This window comes from Mucilaginibacter sp. (genome assembly GCF_028288225.1).
Lineage (GTDB): Bacteria > Bacteroidota > Bacteroidia > Sphingobacteriales > Sphingobacteriaceae > Mucilaginibacter.
In genome coordinates this window covers 24,658-40,414 of the sequence record NZ_JAQBOC010000066.1, presented here as the reverse complement: position 1 = coordinate 40,414, position 15,757 = coordinate 24,658, and the positions used below count along the sequence as shown (strand labels likewise).

General features: G+C 45.9%; 11 protein-coding genes. 6 read left to right on the top strand and 5 right to left on the bottom strand.

The window, feature by feature from the left end; translation table 11 throughout:
- Positions 1-16 precede the first annotated feature (16 nt).
- The gene (locus tag JWQ54_RS19950; RefSeq protein WP_299588465.1) at positions 17-2,353 is read left to right on the top strand and encodes a TonB-dependent receptor; all 2,337 of its coding nucleotides are present in this window, start codon (positions 17-19) and stop codon (positions 2,351-2,353) included.
- Positions 2,354-2,357: 4 nt separating this feature from the next.
- On the top strand, positions 2,358-3,146 hold the full coding sequence (locus tag JWQ54_RS19945; protein ID WP_299588463.1) for a DUF4249 domain-containing protein: 789 nt from the start codon (positions 2,358-2,360) through the stop codon (positions 3,144-3,146).
- 252 nt (positions 3,147-3,398) lie between these two features.
- Here the strand turns inward: JWQ54_RS19945 and JWQ54_RS19940 are convergent, their stop codons facing one another.
- Together JWQ54_RS19940 and JWQ54_RS19935 are read right to left on the bottom strand one after the other, a co-directional pair.
- Positions 3,399-3,818, bottom strand: a complete 420-nt coding sequence (locus JWQ54_RS19940; RefSeq protein ID WP_299588460.1) for an SRPBCC domain-containing protein — start codon at positions 3,816-3,818, stop codon at positions 3,399-3,401.
- On the bottom strand, positions 3,811-4,101 hold the full coding sequence (locus JWQ54_RS19935) for an ATP-binding cassette domain-containing protein (RefSeq protein WP_299588459.1): 291 nt from the start codon (positions 4,099-4,101) through the stop codon (positions 3,811-3,813). Before JWQ54_RS19935 ends, JWQ54_RS19940 begins: the two co-directional genes overlap by 8 nt.
- Before the next feature lie 172 nt (positions 4,102-4,273).
- On the opposite strand from JWQ54_RS19935, the gene JWQ54_RS19930 reads away from it, so the two are divergent.
- From JWQ54_RS19930 to JWQ54_RS19920, 3 genes are read left to right on the top strand one after another with little or no spacing between them, the layout of a single operon-like run.
- Positions 4,274-5,059 carry an SDR family oxidoreductase gene (locus JWQ54_RS19930; protein WP_299588456.1) on the top strand — a complete coding sequence of 262 codons (786 nt, stop codon included), beginning with the start codon at positions 4,274-4,276 and terminating at the stop codon, positions 5,057-5,059.
- A gap of 25 nt (positions 5,060-5,084) precedes the next feature.
- Positions 5,085-5,417 carry a nuclear transport factor 2 family protein gene (locus JWQ54_RS19925; RefSeq protein WP_299588454.1) on the top strand — a complete coding sequence of 111 codons (333 nt, stop codon included), beginning with the start codon at positions 5,085-5,087 and terminating at the stop codon, positions 5,415-5,417.
- Positions 5,418-5,454: 37 nt separating this feature from the next.
- Complete coding sequence (locus JWQ54_RS19920) at positions 5,455-5,823, top strand: helix-turn-helix domain-containing protein (RefSeq protein ID WP_299588451.1); 369 nt, start codon at positions 5,455-5,457, stop codon at positions 5,821-5,823.
- 353 nt (positions 5,824-6,176) lie between these two features.
- Here JWQ54_RS19920 and JWQ54_RS19915 read toward each other — a convergent pair whose 3' ends face one another.
- A complete protein-coding gene (locus JWQ54_RS19915) occupies positions 6,177-9,797 on the bottom strand; it encodes an ABC transporter permease (protein ID WP_299588449.1) in 3,621 nt (1,206 codons plus the stop codon).
- 272 nt (positions 9,798-10,069) lie between these two features.
- Between JWQ54_RS19915 and JWQ54_RS19910 the strand changes: the two genes are divergently transcribed.
- Positions 10,070-10,378: a hypothetical protein gene (locus JWQ54_RS19910; protein WP_299588446.1), complete on the top strand. Its 309-nt coding sequence runs from the start codon at positions 10,070-10,072 to the stop codon at positions 10,376-10,378.
- 57 nt (positions 10,379-10,435) lie between these two features.
- Here the strand turns inward: JWQ54_RS19910 and JWQ54_RS19905 are convergent, their stop codons facing one another.
- Positions 10,436-14,695 carry a hypothetical protein gene (locus tag JWQ54_RS19905; RefSeq protein WP_299588445.1) on the bottom strand — a complete coding sequence of 1,420 codons (4,260 nt, stop codon included), beginning with the start codon at positions 14,693-14,695 and terminating at the stop codon, positions 10,436-10,438.
- Positions 14,696-14,707: 12 nt separating this feature from the next.
- Complete coding sequence (locus JWQ54_RS19900; protein WP_299588443.1) at positions 14,708-15,715, bottom strand: hypothetical protein; 1,008 nt, start codon at positions 15,713-15,715, stop codon at positions 14,708-14,710.
- Between the last annotated feature and the right edge of the window lie 42 nt (positions 15,716-15,757).

Below are 15,757 nucleotides of genomic sequence, written 5' to 3'. Positions count from 1 at the left end.
CTTTATAACACATAAAATGCTTAAAATAAACTGCTTTATCATCCTGTCAGTCTTTCTTTTACCCGGATTGTCTTTGGCTCAGCAAAGCAAACACTTAACGATATCAGGAACCATAAAGGACAAAGCGACAGGGGAAACCCTGCCGGGCGCAACCGTGAGTTTTCTGCAATTATCGGGAGTGGGCGTTTCCGCCAATTCTTACGGTTTTTACTCCGTTAGCATTCCTGAAGGGAGCTATACGCTGGTAGCAACCTACACCGGTTACCATACAGACACGCTGCATATCGACTTAAAAGGCAACCTGCAGCACAACATCAACCTGGAAGCTGCTTCCAGCCAGTTGAAAGAAGTCAAGATCAGCAGCAGCTCATCCCGGAGTGGCAATGTTTTAACCGCGCCTCCCGGTGTTCAAAAACTGACCGTCAATGATATCAAAAATGTCCCGGTCCTGTTAGGGGAAAAAGATATCTTAAAAACCATACAGCTCCTGCCCGGGATCGTGGCTGCGGGTGACGGGAAAGCCGGTTTTTCGGTACGGGGTGGCGATGCCGACCAGAACCTGATCCTTTTGGATGAGGCCACCGTTTACAATGCCTCTCACTTGTTGGGCTTCTTTTCGGTCTTCAATTCGGATGCGATCAAGGATATCCAGATCTATAAAGCCGGGATGCCCGCGAATTACGGCGGCAGGCTTTCTTCTGTCGAAGATATCCATATGAATGATGGCAATAATCAGAAATTCGGCGTAAATGGCGGCATAGGACTTATTGCCTCCAGGCTGACCGTAGAGGGCCCCTTGTTTGATCATAAAGGCTCATTTACCGTGAGCGGCCGGAGGACCTACGTAGACCTGTTTACCGGGCTGGCCTCGGATACCACGATTAAAAAGACCAAAATATACTTTTATGATATTAACCTGAAAGGGAATTACCAGGTGGGTAAAAATGACCGTGTATTTCTCTCTGGTTATTTTGGAAAAGACTACCTGCAGCTAAAGCAGGATAACGGGATTGATTATGGAAACTCGACAGGTACGTTACGCTGGAACCATATCTTCAACAACAGCCTGTTTTCCAATACTTCGCTGATCTATAATAATTTCGATTACAATACGCATTTTAGAAGCAGTACCAATAATATCAATGTAGGGTCGGCCATTACCGATTACCACCTGAAGCAGGATTTCAATTATTACCTAAACTCGACCAACAAGCTGGATATTGGTTTGGAAAGTATTTACCATGTGACCCAGCCCGGGGCAGCAACCGCCGGCCAAACCTCGAACTATAACAGCGTCGTCCTGCAAAAAAAATACAGCCTGGAAAGCGCAGTTTATATTTCCCATGAATGGACGGCAACCGATAAATTGAAGCTGACCTATGGTTTACGGGTAAGTGACCTGGCGGTTTTAGGACCTGGTAATTTCTACACGTATGACGCGGCCGGAAATACATTGAGTAACACCTATTACAGCGGCGGGAAAGTTGTAAAAAGCTATATTAATCCTGAACCGCGAATCGCCTTAAATTATCAGCTGAATGACAGCAGTGCTGTTAAGCTTTCCTATGACCGAAATGTGCAGAATATCCATTTATTGAACAATTCTTCAGCAACTTCCCCCACCAACGTTTACCTGCCCAGCACGAATGTGGTCAAGCCGGAAATTGCCGACCAGGTTTCTATGGGATATTACCGCACCTTTCACCAGAATGGCATAGAGTTCAGCTCAGAGATCTATTATAAGAGCCTGCAGAACCAGATCGATTATAAGAATGGCGCCAATCTGGTCGGCAATGAAAATATCGAAGCTGACTTGCTTTTCGGAACCGGGCGCGCCTATGGGTGGGAGACCTATCTCAAAAAGAAATATGGCAAACTTACCGGCTGGGTCAGCTATACGCTTTCCAGATCAGAACGTAAAATAAACGGCATCAATAACAATAACTATTACGCTTCATCACAGGATCAAACCCATCACCTTTCCGTAGTCGGCATGTACCAGGCCAGTAAAAAGTGGACATTTTCCGCGGACTTTGTTTACAGCACCGGCACTCCGGTAACCTACCCGGACGGCAAACTTTCGGTAGACGGCTCACCGGTATATGCCTATGGTGACCGGAACAGCCAGCGGCTGTCCGCTTATAACCGCCTTGACCTGGGCGCGACATTGTATGTAAAAAAGACGAGGAAGATAGAAAGCAGCTGGAATTTTTCCATCTATAATGTTTATGGCCAGTCTAATCCATACTCCATCATTTTCCAGACCGATCCAAACAATATGAACAGGACACAGGTTCAGCAAACCTCACTTTTTAAAATGGTTCCATCCGTTACTTACAACTTTAAATTTTAATCCAATGAAAAATATACGCGCATTTTTAATATTAGCAAGCCTTATTGTTGCTTTTTCGTCCTGCACAAAAACCATTACGCCTCCGCTTAACAATACGCCACAGCTGGTTATTGAAGGAGCGGTCAGCGATACAACAGGCCCTTACCATGTCAATATTTCAAAAACAGCAGATTTTTATTCGGATAATGTTTATCCGACAGTTTCGGGGGCAACCGTAGTGATCACCGATGTTACGGCAAACATAACGGATGTTTTAACGGAAGCCTCGGTAGGAGACTATATTACCCATGCCATTACCGGCACACCAGGGCATGCGTACCAATTAAAGGTGATGCTTGATGGGAAAACGTACACGGCAATGTCTACCATGCCGAAACCGGTGCCCCTGGATTCGGTAACTGTAGACTACTCTGTCAATAATAACTTCAGGCCGGTAGCCAATTACCAGGATCCGGCGGATCAGAAGAATTACTATAAATATTCAATGAAGAGGAACGGTGTGCATGTGCACCACTTTCAAACCTTTGATGACCGCCTGTCTGGCGGCAGGTATATTCGGGATAAGCTGGATTGCGACACGGGCACTTTTCACCATGGCGACATGGTCAAGGCTGACTTGGTCGGCCTCGACGCGGGCGCATTTAATTTCCTGAAGGAGGCCGAGGCTGTTGCCTACGATAACGCCAACCTGGCGGTGCCTGCGACACCAACTTCCAATATCACCGGAGGATGTATCGGTTATTTCAGCGCGCAAACGGTCAGCAGTAAAACAACAGTGATCAAGTCTTTTTAAATTCATGAAATCAAACCGGTTACCTGCAACCGATGGTGAACTGGAACCACATTTTTTAAATCAGGGAGGCGCAGTTTACGCTGGTATTTATTTCAGTATCGATACCGGCTGATTTGCGTTTAATTCAAGGGCGTTTGTAATGCTATGATGTGTTAAATTCTGTTCAATTTTTTATTAAGTTGGCTATTGGTCAGCCCTCACACAAAATGGAAAGGACAATGACCATTAGTTGATCAGCACAAATAGCTATCGTTATTTATGGTTTAAAGTGGCTACCAGCGTCTGCAGCCGGTCAAAAACCGAACCCCAGCCGTTATAGATGCCCATTTGCTCCTGCTGATCGCGGCAGGCTTTCGTTGGATGAATCACATGAAAGGTAAATTGTGTTTGATTACCATTTTCTTCAAACAAGGCCTGTATTTCCACCCCCTCGGTCATGGGTATGAAGTTGGCTGATGAAAACACTTTTTGGGGCTCAACGATAACGGAATATACGCCAAAAGAAAGGAACTCGTTTCCGTCCGGCATTTGCATCGTATATTTCCAGCGGCCTCCTACGCGAAAGTCGTGTTCAACCACCTTGGTTTCCATGCCTTTCGGCCCCCACCATTGGGCGATGTGTTCGGGCCGGGTCCAGGCCTCCCATACGATTTTGATAGGTGCATTAAACATCACGGGCAGAAAGGTCGTCGTAAATAGCTGGCGACTGCGGCATATAACCAATATGCTTTCTGATTTTCCATCTGCCTGCTAAGGGATTTACCCCAAGAACTTTTATTTCACCGGTATCGGGCTTTAAAGTACCAACGAGGGTTTTTATAAGGGTTGTTTTTCCGCATCCATTCGGACCAATGAGACCATATATAGAACCTTCGGGAACTTCCAGGTCAATACCATTTAAAGCCTGAATATTTCCGTAAGATTTGCTCAGATTTTTTATTTCAATAGCATTCATACTGATTCGACGGGAGTTCTAATATAGAAAGAATTGTCCGCTTGAAAATAATTTTTGCACCAATGGTGGCATTTTCGGCATACTGATATATTCAGCACTATCTGATTCGGTTGCCAGTACTTGCGGTAAAACATTATACTGCTGAATTTTGCAAAGAATAAAGAAGGAAAATATGACAGATCAAAAAAATGAATTGGCCGGAAAAGTCGCCCTTGTAACAGGCGGTACAAAGGGCGCGGGAAAAGCAATGGCTGAAAAACTGCTGGAATATGGAGCGCGGGTAGTTGTAACCGCCAGGAACCAGCCTGATGATTTTAATTCACAACTGCAATTTATTAGCGCCGACCTAAGTACCGCCGCCGGAACGGAAAAAGTAGTGAATGAGATCAGGGAAGCTTTTGGCGGGATTGATATATTAGTCAACAATCTTGGCGGGTCGGAAACGCCAGGTGGTGGTTTTGAGGCATTGACAGATCATGATTGGGAGCAAACTATCCAAACCAATCTGCTGGCGCCGGCGCGACTGGACCGGGGATTGCTGCCTGGCATGATAAAAAAGGGTGAGGGCGTTATCATTCACATCGCTTCTATCCAGGGAAAACTTCCCTTATATGATGCTACCTTGCCTTATGCTGCGGCAAAGGCGGGGCTGATCAATTACAGTAAAAGTCTATCCAATGAAGTTTCACCAAAGGGTGTTCGTGTCCTTACTGTATCACCCGGCTGGATCAAAACTTCGGCTGCGGTCAGGATGATGGAAAGGATAGCCGAAACCTCAAAAATTACAGTCGAACAGGCCACTCAGGGTGTTATGGACTCGCTTGGTGGTATCCCGATGGGCCGCCCTGCCGAGCCGGAAGAGGTCGCGGAATTAGTGGTATTTCTGGTTTCTCCCCGTGCAGCGTACCTTACCGGCACTGAATTCGTAATTGACGGAGGAACAATCCCTACAGTTTAAGACCATTACCATAAAATAAAGCGATATGTTAAATGATAAAGAACTGCCGTCCGTTCTGACTGAATTCCTGAAAGCACAAAACAAGTATGATACAGAGGCATTTGTGCAGGCTTTTGCAGCGGATGCCATTGTTCATGATGAAGGCAACAATTATTATGGCTCCGTCCAGATCAAACAATGGAATGAAGCAACCAATGCAAAATGCCATACACAGATGGAACCTTTGGAATTGGCTATAGACGGTCAGGAAATAATACTGACAATTCTAATGTCCGGCACTTTCGATGGTAGTCCGTTGCCCGCCAGGTTCCATTTTAAGATCAGTAATGATAAGATTATTTCTCTTTCAGTGGGTTAGTTCTTTATAAACAAGCTACATATAAGTAAATTTGAACATGAACAACAGAAAGATCCCATTAACATTAGATTGCGGCCTGGACGTTGTTGGCGAAGTACTGTATGGGAAATGGAAAGTCAGGATCTTATATTTTATCAGCAAGGGTCACAAACGCCCAAGTGCGATCATGCGGAAAATTCCAGATGCCTCGCAACGGGTCATCTATTCGCAGCTTAAGGAACTGGAAGAGCACCAGTTGATCTCCAAGGTCATTTATCCGGTAATACCTCCTAAAGTAGAGTATAATTTAACTGAGCTTGGACAATCGCTAATACCGGTAATTACTATGTTAGGTGAATGGGGGGATACCCACCAAGAAGAATTGAAACGCATCATCCTAAAAGACCTTCATTCCGGGTTGGAATAAAAACATTGTAATCGAGCTAAAACTCTGACATTAATCTTACCAGAAATATTTAATTGCCAGGCTTTCTTTTAACCCGGCGGGTGGCTTCAGCTCATTTAGTGGAGATTCTCATAGGATCTTGCAATTACCGGACGCCTTGCAGGTTTTGCTGCAATAATCCTTGCAGTTTGGCCCGTAACCCTTTGCACAGGTTGAGCAGTGGTTCATCTTGCTGTTGCAGCAAGGCGTATTGGCATAAGTAATTGATATAAAAATGCGTTCCGTATCTCACCCGGAAACGCACCACCTAAGTGTTTCAACTAAACCTCAGATCGCACGTTGATGGACCTAAGTTCTTTTGGCAGGTTGCTCGATCATTCACTCCGCAGGCTCTTTACCGGGCTTGCCAGCGCTGCCTTGACAGCCTGGAAACTGATGGTGAGCAGGGTGATCACGATAGCCGCTATCCCCGAAGCTATAAATACCCCTCCGCCGATGCTGACGCGGTAGGTGTACTTTTGGAGCCAATTGTGCAGGTAATAAAACGCCACCGGCGAGGCGATAACGCAGCTGATGACCACCAGCACGATAAAATCACGCGATAGCAGCAGCCAAACCTGCGCTATAGATGCGCCCAGCACTTTGCGGATGCCGATCTCCTTCGTGCGCTGCTCGGCAACGTAAGCGGCCAGCCCGAACAGCCCGAGGCAGGATATAAATATGGCCAGCCCGGCGAACACGCCCGCCAGTTTGCCCACAAGCACCTCCAGGTTAAACTTGTGCTCATACTCGTCGTTCACAAACTTGTACTGGTAGGGGTAAGCCGGGTTATATTTTCCAAACACCTTGCCAATCTTGTCTATCGCGGTATGCGTACCGGCGTTTTTCGCCAGTCGGTACGTCACCACAAACCCGAAGGGATTATGTCCGAAAACGGCAGGCTCCACCGGGCTATAAGGCGATTCCATCAGCGCATCCTTCACCACGCCGATGATCCTTACCGGTTTTTTGTTAAAATTGATGGTTATTAGTTGATTAACAGGGTCTTTCAAACCGATACGCCTGACCATCGCTTCATTCACTATCACATTCAGCGTGTCGCTTTTCCAGTCGCCCGTGAAATTGTGCCCCCCGGCAAAGGTCATCCCCAAAGTCTTAAAATAGTCGTCAGACACCCATATCGCGCCGATGTTCACATTTTCGTCGCCCGCATTTTTGCCCGGCCATTTCTCCAGCGAAAAATGACTGTACACCTGTGTCGCCGGCGAAGTTGATGAGGCCACGCTCTCCACTAGTCCTGAAGATAGCAGATCGTTTTTCAGAGCCTCATATTGGTGGGAAAGGTCACTGTTCATGTCGGTCATCATTAGCCTGTCGGCGTTGTAACCTGTCGGCCGGTTCTTCACATACTGTATCTGCTGGTAAACGATCACGGTACTAATGATCAATGCAATGGAACAGGTAAACTGCACCACCACCAGCACCTTCCTCGGCATGGATGCCCACCTGCCCAGCTGGATGCTGCCCTTCAGCACCTTAACAGGGTTGAACGAGGACAGGTAAAACGCTGGCCGGCTCCCCGCTATCAAACCCGTGAAAAGCACAAACACGATCATGATACCCCAGAAACCGATATTGCCATAAGGAATATGGACATCAGAACCCGTCAGCGTATTGAATGCCGGCAAAGCCAGCTGAACCAGCAGCAAACCCAGCAGGAACGATATAAAAGTGACCAGGACAGACTCCGTCAGAAATTGGTAAACCAAATCCATCCGAGCCGAGCCGATGGCCTTGCGCACCCCAACCTCCCTTGCCCGCTTCTCAGACCTCGCTGTCGAAAGGTTCATGAAATTGATGCAGGCGATAGCCAGCACCAAAATACCGATAATGCTGAACAAACGCACATATTCTACAAAGCCGCCAACAGCTTTGCCATTTTTAAAGTCGTTATATAAATGCCAGTCCGCTAGTGGATGCATGATCACCTCGGGCTTTAACGACTGCATCTCCGGGCTTCTTTTATTGACGATATCCCTGATCTTAGGAGCGATCTGCTCGTAAGTCACGCCCGGCTCCAGCGCCACGTAGGCAGAGAATGAATTGTAAGTCCACTTGGTACGTCCATCTTTGATCCAGCCCTGGGTCGCTTCTGAGTAAGCAAAAGGCACAAGGTAATTGAATTGCAGCGTAGCATTTGCAGGGACATCGCGGATAACACCTGTTACCGTCATGTTCTGCGAATTATCAACCCGCACATTTTTCCCCATCGGGTCGGCATCGCCAAACAATGCTTTGGCTGTCGATTCGGTTATGACTATCGAATAAATATCCTTCAGCGCCGAATTGGCATTGCCTTTTACAAACGGATACTGAAATATCTTAAAGAAATCCGGTCCAACCGCCCCTCCGCCCAGGTATAGCTTTTTATCACCGACCAACAGGCCGTGGTTCATCTTGCCGATATTGTCAGCTTCGGCCACATATTTTACGCCCGGTATTTCTTTCCGCAAAACGTCGGTCAGCGGCAGCGCTATAGATGTCTGCGTGCTTGTGCCATTGTGCTGCGAGGTCAGGTTCATCTCAACCTGGTACAATTGCTGATATCCGGGCAGGAAACGGTCATAAGAATATTGATTAGCCGCCCATAAGCCGATGAGCAGCGCCACGGCCATACCGGCCGCCAGGCCTGCGATATTCAGCGTGCTGTAAACTTTGTTGTGCAGCGTGTTGCGCCACGCCATTTTCAGGTAATTACGAAACATATAATTGCGGTTTAATTTCTCATAAGACCACTTTGGAGTGGCTTTGTGACGTAAAATTACCGCCGCAGCAGGAGAATAAGGTCTCAAAGTGTAAGATGGGCGCTCTTTTTCCAGCCTGCTCTTGTATTCCACCGGGCTTTTCCCGGTCATTTGCCGGAAAGTGCGGTTAAAGGTGGATTTGGAATTGAAGCCGGCGTCCAGTGCCATACCCAGCAGCGTGATCCGGTCATAAGCCGGGTCCTGCATTTTCCGGGTTACCTCCCGGATACGGTATTCATTGATAAAATCATTGAAGCTTTTCCCCAGTCCGGTATTAATGATCCGTGACAATTCATTAGGCTGCAGGTCCAGCGTTTCCGCCAGGGAGCGTAAACTGAGTTCCGCATCCTGGTAAAACAACCCCGCTTCCATGGCTTTCTTCAGCCAGATACCTTTTTGCTTCAGCACCGCCGGAGCCAACGGTTTAAAAACCGGCGTCACCTGGACCGAAACTCCGGCTTCCGTCCTGAAAAGGGCCTTCACTGCGATCCGGATCGGTACGATCGCCAAAAGCAGGTACAGAAGATAGCACATGTAAACATCTGACTGATGATAGTCATCGAAATAATTAACGGCTGAATAAAACGCCCACAATAACCATAGTCCGCCGAAACTCAACAGGAAACGCTGCAGCCAGCGCAATTCGTACCTGTACCGGTCACTCACCTCATTGAATTTCAGCCGTTGGTAAAAACGTTCTATTAACCTGAAAGACCAATACAAGTATATGAAGACCGAAATAAAAGCCAGCAATTGCATTGCGGGGTGCAACTGCCGAAAGATCAGCGTATCATAAGTCGCAGCGCCTGTCCTGAGACTCTCCTTCACTTCCAATACCAAAACAGCCTGTTCCAGTAGTAAGGGGCTGAAATGCAGCAGGTCTTTCCAGCGGAATTTACATTCCGGCCGGGTCATTTTAAGCACATAAAAATAGATCAGGGGGCCAAGTGCCAGCGAAAGTTGCAGTGGCAGCCAGCTCCAGCGGGGAAAGTAACTCCCCAGCCGGATGTCAATGCCCAACACCCAAACCATCCGCAAAACGATGATGCACAGGGCCAGGCTAAGAAAGCGGTTTGCGGCCCGATTGATCCTTTTGGCGAACCATAACTGCAGTGTAAAAGTCAGCCCGATAAATATCGTTCCCAGGAAGGCCAGGTCATAGGGGGTGATATGGAAAGTATATGCATTCAAGTAATTTTATTGCTTCAATCCCTATTCCAATTTACTAACTTTCTGATATGTAACAAATTACGTTTTACTTACACTAGTTGCTGTAACGATACCGGACATCGCCTGTCCGGTTTTGAATGGCGTTTGTCATGGAACTCATGCCCGTTCTAAAACGGACATCGCTTGTATCGGAAACGAACACCGCTAATTTTATGACGCCCCTATGGAATTGAAATTCAACGCTCTAGCCTATGACAGAAGGTTTGCCCTTTACCTAAGACGGCTGAAAATGGATGGCTTTCGAAAAGAAAAACGGAACCGAATACAAACTCTGGATCTTGCTGGAAAAAAAGATGACCGGCAAAGCCAGTTTACAGGATCTGGCCGAACTGGAAGTATTGTGCGCCGCAAACGCCGAAACCAGGTATATCGTTCAAACGGTTGCTGAACTTCGGCAAAAGCGGGTCGGGAAATTAACCGGGGATGCGGTGGACGAAGGGGGCGGAATAACACCGATGGCAGAGCTATCTAAACCGGAATATTTAGCAGACATAATTGATGAGGCCGTGAATAAAGGCGCCAGCATTATCAATCATTTTTGACGTTTCTCAGCATTTTTTTGATCAAAGTCGACTTGCGATTTCATTCATTGCTGCTAATTACATACATGAAAAGAAACTGGCCTGAATAACTGCCTGGTTGCTAAAGGCCCATCCATATCCCGGTGAAAGCACGTCCTGATTGTTTACACTATTTAAACCGGCCAGCCAGTAATTACCCGGCGTTGCTACGCTATGCTGTATATTCAGGTAATCACTACTGAAAGGCGCTCCACTCATGTTGATTAGTTGAAATGAAGCCGTTGTCGGCGTCGAGCTTGTGAGAGTTGTCAGGTTGCCGGCCGATCCTGTTACATCCCAGGTAGTAGTTACCGTTAGGGCATTTGAGCCATTTACTATTATTGTATGTGTTGCGGTACCTGTATCAATAAAATTATTACAGTTTAGATTACCTGCTACCACATTTGCACCGGTGCTGGCACCCCTGTTAAACCAAATCGTATTAAACAATATTGTTCCGCCGCCGGCAGTTATTGTTACTGTTCCTGAACCGGCATTTGTAAATATAAAAGAAGATGTACCGGCATTAAAGGTCAAACCTGTAGCACTTAAACTGACGCCCCCCGATGCACCGGTTAATGTACAGGTTGCGCTTCCCATATTAATAGCGCGGGTAGCCGTCCCTGTCGAGTTGAAATTCCCGGTACTAACATTAAAGCTGTTTGTTGAAAAAGTTCCCTGGGTAATAGTAAGAACGGGAATATTTGTAGCGCTATTCAGTATTAAATCCTCAGTTAGGTCCCATGCTCCCGAACCGTTTTGACTGAGCGAAATATCCGTCCACGTCACGTTGCTTAAACTTGCAGTTCCAAAGGTAATGGACTTCAACGCGCCCGCAGTGCCGGTTTTTACAGCTGTTTTGTTTGCAGGTGAATATCCGGTTACGGTAAGGGTTCCTGTAATAACTGTTTGGGCTATCATAAGAACATCAGTTGGCCCTATGCCAGTATAAGTTAAAATAGCAAAAGTATTAACACCTGCCACGTTGCATACGCCTCCGCCTGTAAAAGTAACATTACCGTACGTAGTTGAGCCGCCCGTAAAGGTGACCGCGCTGCCTGTAAACAGAATAGGCGCAGTTGCGGAAACCAGGGTCAGGTTTGTGATAGTACTTAAATTCCAGGCTGAACCTGTGCCGGTTAGCGTCCAGGTGCCGGAGCCCATATTAATGGTACGGGTGTTGCTATTGCTGCTCGAAAAAAGTACAGCCCTTATGTTGAAGTTATTTGCAATAAAAGTACCGGCTGTAATAATGAATGTGGTATTAACACTGCCGGATAGATCCAGGTCATTCTGAAGGGTAAACGTTCCTCCAACTCCATTTATAGTGAGGCTGATATTCATATTTACACCGTTTGTAGCAATGTTTACGCTGCCTGTTGAGGCCATTGTTATCCCACCGGCGGTAGAAGAAAATAAGGAATTCGCACCGAGGCTAAAATTACCCCTGCAAGTAATTGAACCGGTTGTTTTATTGTATGTCCCGGTAAAACCGACTGTTGAGAAGTTGCCATTTAACATTAACGTACCTGTGGAAGAAAATATATCAGACCCTGCGGATACGGAATAATTATTATAGGTAAGGCTGCCACTTGTAAAAGTTCGGGTACCTACCGACCCGGAATAGGTAAAGTTTACGGTAGAGCTGTTTGCGTTGAATGTAAGGTTCGTAATGGTTCCCATATTCCATACAGCAGCATTATTCCCGGTGATACTCCATGTGCCATTTCCCATATTAAGTGTTCTGGGGTTAGTATTTGACGAGCCGAATCTTGCGCATGTTAAATTATAATTGTTTGCCGTTAAAGTGCCCTGCGTCAATGTCAATATGCCGACGACAGAGCCACTGATATCCAGGGAATTTTGGAGGATGAAAGTTCCGGTTCCGTTACATGTAATAGATTGATTAATAGTAATGCCATTGGTATTGATGTTAGCTGTTCCCGCCGATGTTAATGTTATTGTGCCCGATGTAGACGACCAGGTGGAACCAGCTCCTATTACAAAATCTCCCGATGCAGTTATACTACTGGTAGTTTTGCTATAGGTGCCAGTGAAACCAGAGGTATTGAAATTGTTGCAAAAAAGTGAAGCTATGGAAATTGTATCTGCTCCGCCGGTAATATAGAAATTATAATAAACAAATGTTGACCCGGTTCCTATAGTCCGGGTTCCGGTTGAACCGGAATAAGTAAATTGAAGGGAAGAGGTGTTACAGTTAAAAGTAAGATTTGTGCCAATGTTAATGGTCCAAACGGTAGTGCCGCTGCCTGTAATAGTCCACGTGCCGCTACCCATATTTATCGTTCTGACATTAGTGTTAGACGAGTTGAAGATTGCAACAGCTATATTAAAATTATTAGCATTAAAAGTGCCTTGGGCAACGGTTAATGTAGATATGATACTTCCTGAGCAGGCTAAGTTATTTTGCAGTGTAAATGACCCTGTACCATTTATGGTAAGGGATTGGTTGAGTTTAACCCCATTGGTATTAATGTTAACAGAACTTGATGAGGTCAAAATTATACTACCAGCTGTAGATGCCCAGGTTGAACCTAAGCCTAAAATAAAGTTACCGCCTATTGTTAGGCTCGCACTGCCTTTACTAAATATGCCTAAAAAACCGGAAGTGGAAAAATTTCCCGTACAAACAAAAGTAGCTGACTGTGATATAGTATCAGAACCAGCAGATATTATCCAATTATTATAAGTCACCACGCCTGCACTAAGAGTTCTTGTCCCTGTGGAGCCTGAATACGTAAACTGTACAGTAGATGTTCCTCCATTAAATGTTAAATTAGTTGCGGTGCTAATGTTCCAAACAGTAGTACTGTTGCCTGTAATAGTCCACGTCCCGCTACCCATATTTATCGTTCTGACATTAGTGTTAGATGAGTTGAAGGTTGCAACAGTTATGTTAAAGTTATTAGCATTAAAGGTACCTTGAGTGATTGTTAGCACAGCGGTTACACTTCCTGCACAGTTTAAGTTATTTTGCAGTGTAAATGAACCTGTACCATTTATAGTAAGCGATTGGTTGAGATTAACCCCATTTGTATTAATGTTGACAGAACCCGATGAGGTTAAAGTAACAATACCTCCAGTAGATGACCAGGTTGCCCCCCCGCCTAAAATGAAACTTCCACCTATGGTTAAAGTACTTGTTGTTTTACTGTAAGTGCCGGTGAAACCGGAAGTAGAGAAATCACCGTTAATGGTAAAAACACCAGATTGACTAACCGTATCTGATCCGGCGCTAATAGTAACGTTATTATATGCAACTGTGCTTGAACCGGTAGAAATTGTCCTGGTGCCGGCTGAGCCTGAATAAGTAAATTGCAAGGTAGATGTTCCAGCGTTAAGGGTTAAATTCGTTGCAGTACTAATGGTCCAAACAGTGGCGCTGTTGCCGGTAATAGCCCACGTCCCGCTGCCCATATTTATCGTCCGGGCATTAGCGTTGGACGAGTTGAATAGCGCAACTGTTATATTAAAATTATTAGCGTTAAAAGTGCCTTGCGTAACTGTTAAGGTAGCTACTATACTTCCTGAGCAATCTAAGTTATTCTGCAGTGTAAATGAACCAGTGCCATTTATTGTAAGCGATTGATTAAAATTAACGCCATTGGTATTGATGTTTACGGTGTCCGACGAAGTTAATGTAACGGTGCCTCCGGTAGATGACCAGGTTGAACCTGTGCCTAACGTAAAACTTCCGCCTATGTTTAAGTCGTTTGTTGTTTTACTGTAAGTTCCGGTAAAACCTAAAGTAGAAAAATTGCCAATAATGTTTAAAATACCGGTTTGACTAAAAATATCTGAACCGGCACTGATGATAACGTTATTAAATGTCATTGAACTTGTGCTGGTAGCTATCGTCCTCGTACCGGTCGAACCTGAATAGGTAAATTGAAGCGTGGACGTCCCGGCGTTAACTGTTAGGTTAAAAAAATTGGTAGTATCCCATACCGTCGTATTATTACCTGTTATTGACCATATGCCACCGCCCATCTTTAATGTTCTAACCCCGCTGCCGCTCGCATTGAATATAGAAATCGTAATATTGTTATTATTCGCGCTAAAATCCAAAGTACCGGAAAAAGCGCCCATGGTAATTGAGACAACCGAAATATCGTAGTTCGGGGTAACAATCCCTCCCCCGCTGCTTGCATCAAAAGTAACAGTATCTAAAGCGCCTGGTACAGACGCGCCCCCGGTGCCGCCGCTTGTTGCCGCCCAATGCGTAGTGCTTGAATTGTCCCAAGTGCCGGTCCCGCCGACCCAAAATCTTGCTGCCATAATATTATCTGGTTATGCTACTGCTATTTGTCTCCATTTTGATGTTTCGGTGTTCCACACGAAGCCCATGTCTAATCTGTTTGTTCCATGGGTAGTTGTGCTTAATGGTACCCCTCCGCTCGGTTCAAACGAACTCCCCAATGTGAATGGTACCGATGCAGTACCCGTTATGGTAATTCGGAGCGTATCGCCGTCCAGTGGAGTCCCCGACATAACGAAGCCGGTTATAGTTGCCGTTTGCCCGGTTATATGTACAACATTGTAATTGTCGGTATTTACGCCCGGTGTTGGCGAATTTGACGATAAGGCTAATACCTGCTTGTGTTTCAAGGCATCCGCATATTGCTTGGTTACCAGCGAGCGCGCAGTAAAGTTAGCTTCATAATTTCCTGCATATTCAAAACCCTTATTATTCACACCATCGGTAACGGCCATCACTGCATCGTTCATCAATAGCGATCTGAACATGCGCGGATTGTCCGTTGCCATCAGGAGCTCTACGTTACTTTGTTGCAGGTTTAATTGGCTTGCTCCTCCAATTACTTGCGTTTGCGCGTTGGCCGGATCAACACTAATTAAGGCAGCACTGCCCGATATGTTCCCAACCCTGAAAGGATAAAATGTGCCGGCATCAATATCAGTAGCAACGAATAACGCCCCTCCCAATTCGATATAACTTAATGCATGCGGCCCGCTTCCTGTTGTTACCTTTTTTAACCCATTACCGGGCGTAAGAAATTTAGCGGTTATTGCGTTTTTTACAAAGTTGGTATTGGCTAACAGGGTGCTATTATCCGTTGCGGGTTGCGTTGGCGCAGTTGGGCTTCCTGTTAATGCCGGGCTATCCAGCGGTGCCCGCAGAGCTGCCGAATCGGTTATTTCCTGTTCAAGGCTGTCCCGCAAAAGTTTCACCAGGGCACGCAGCTGCACGCCCTGTGTTTTATTCAGGCTGGAATTATAGGGCTCGTTCGCATTGATAACACTGTCAATGTAAGCGTCTGTTACTGGTCCTGTTGGCATGGCTTCAATAATTAATTGTTTTAATAAGATATATCTGTTATG

Excerpts from the sequence above, each read along its gene's own strand:
- JWQ54_RS19950 (WP_299588465.1), top strand. The coding sequence starts at position 17 with ATGCTTAAAATAAACTGCTTTATCATCCTGTCAGTCTTTCTTTTACCC.
- JWQ54_RS19945 (WP_299588463.1), top strand. The coding sequence starts at position 2,358 with ATGAAAAATATACGCGCATTTTTAATATTAGCAAGCCTTATTGTTGCT.
- JWQ54_RS19940 (WP_299588460.1), bottom strand. The coding sequence starts at position 3,818 with ATGTTTAATGCACCTATCAAAATCGTATGGGAGGCCTGGACCCGGCCC.
- JWQ54_RS19935 (WP_299588459.1), bottom strand. The coding sequence starts at position 4,101 with ATGAATGCTATTGAAATAAAAAATCTGAGCAAATCTTACGGAAATATT.
- JWQ54_RS19930 (WP_299588456.1), top strand. The coding sequence starts at position 4,274 with ATGACAGATCAAAAAAATGAATTGGCCGGAAAAGTCGCCCTTGTAACA.
- JWQ54_RS19925 (WP_299588454.1), top strand. The coding sequence starts at position 5,085 with ATGTTAAATGATAAAGAACTGCCGTCCGTTCTGACTGAATTCCTGAAA.
- JWQ54_RS19920 (WP_299588451.1), top strand. The coding sequence starts at position 5,455 with ATGAACAACAGAAAGATCCCATTAACATTAGATTGCGGCCTGGACGTT.
- JWQ54_RS19910 (WP_299588446.1), top strand. The coding sequence starts at position 10,070 with ATGGCTTTCGAAAAGAAAAACGGAACCGAATACAAACTCTGGATCTTG.
- JWQ54_RS19905 (WP_299588445.1), bottom strand. The coding sequence starts at position 14,695 with ATGGCAGCAAGATTTTGGGTCGGCGGGACCGGCACTTGGGACAATTCA.
- JWQ54_RS19900 (WP_299588443.1), bottom strand. The coding sequence starts at position 15,715 with ATGCCAACAGGACCAGTAACAGACGCTTACATTGACAGTGTTATCAAT.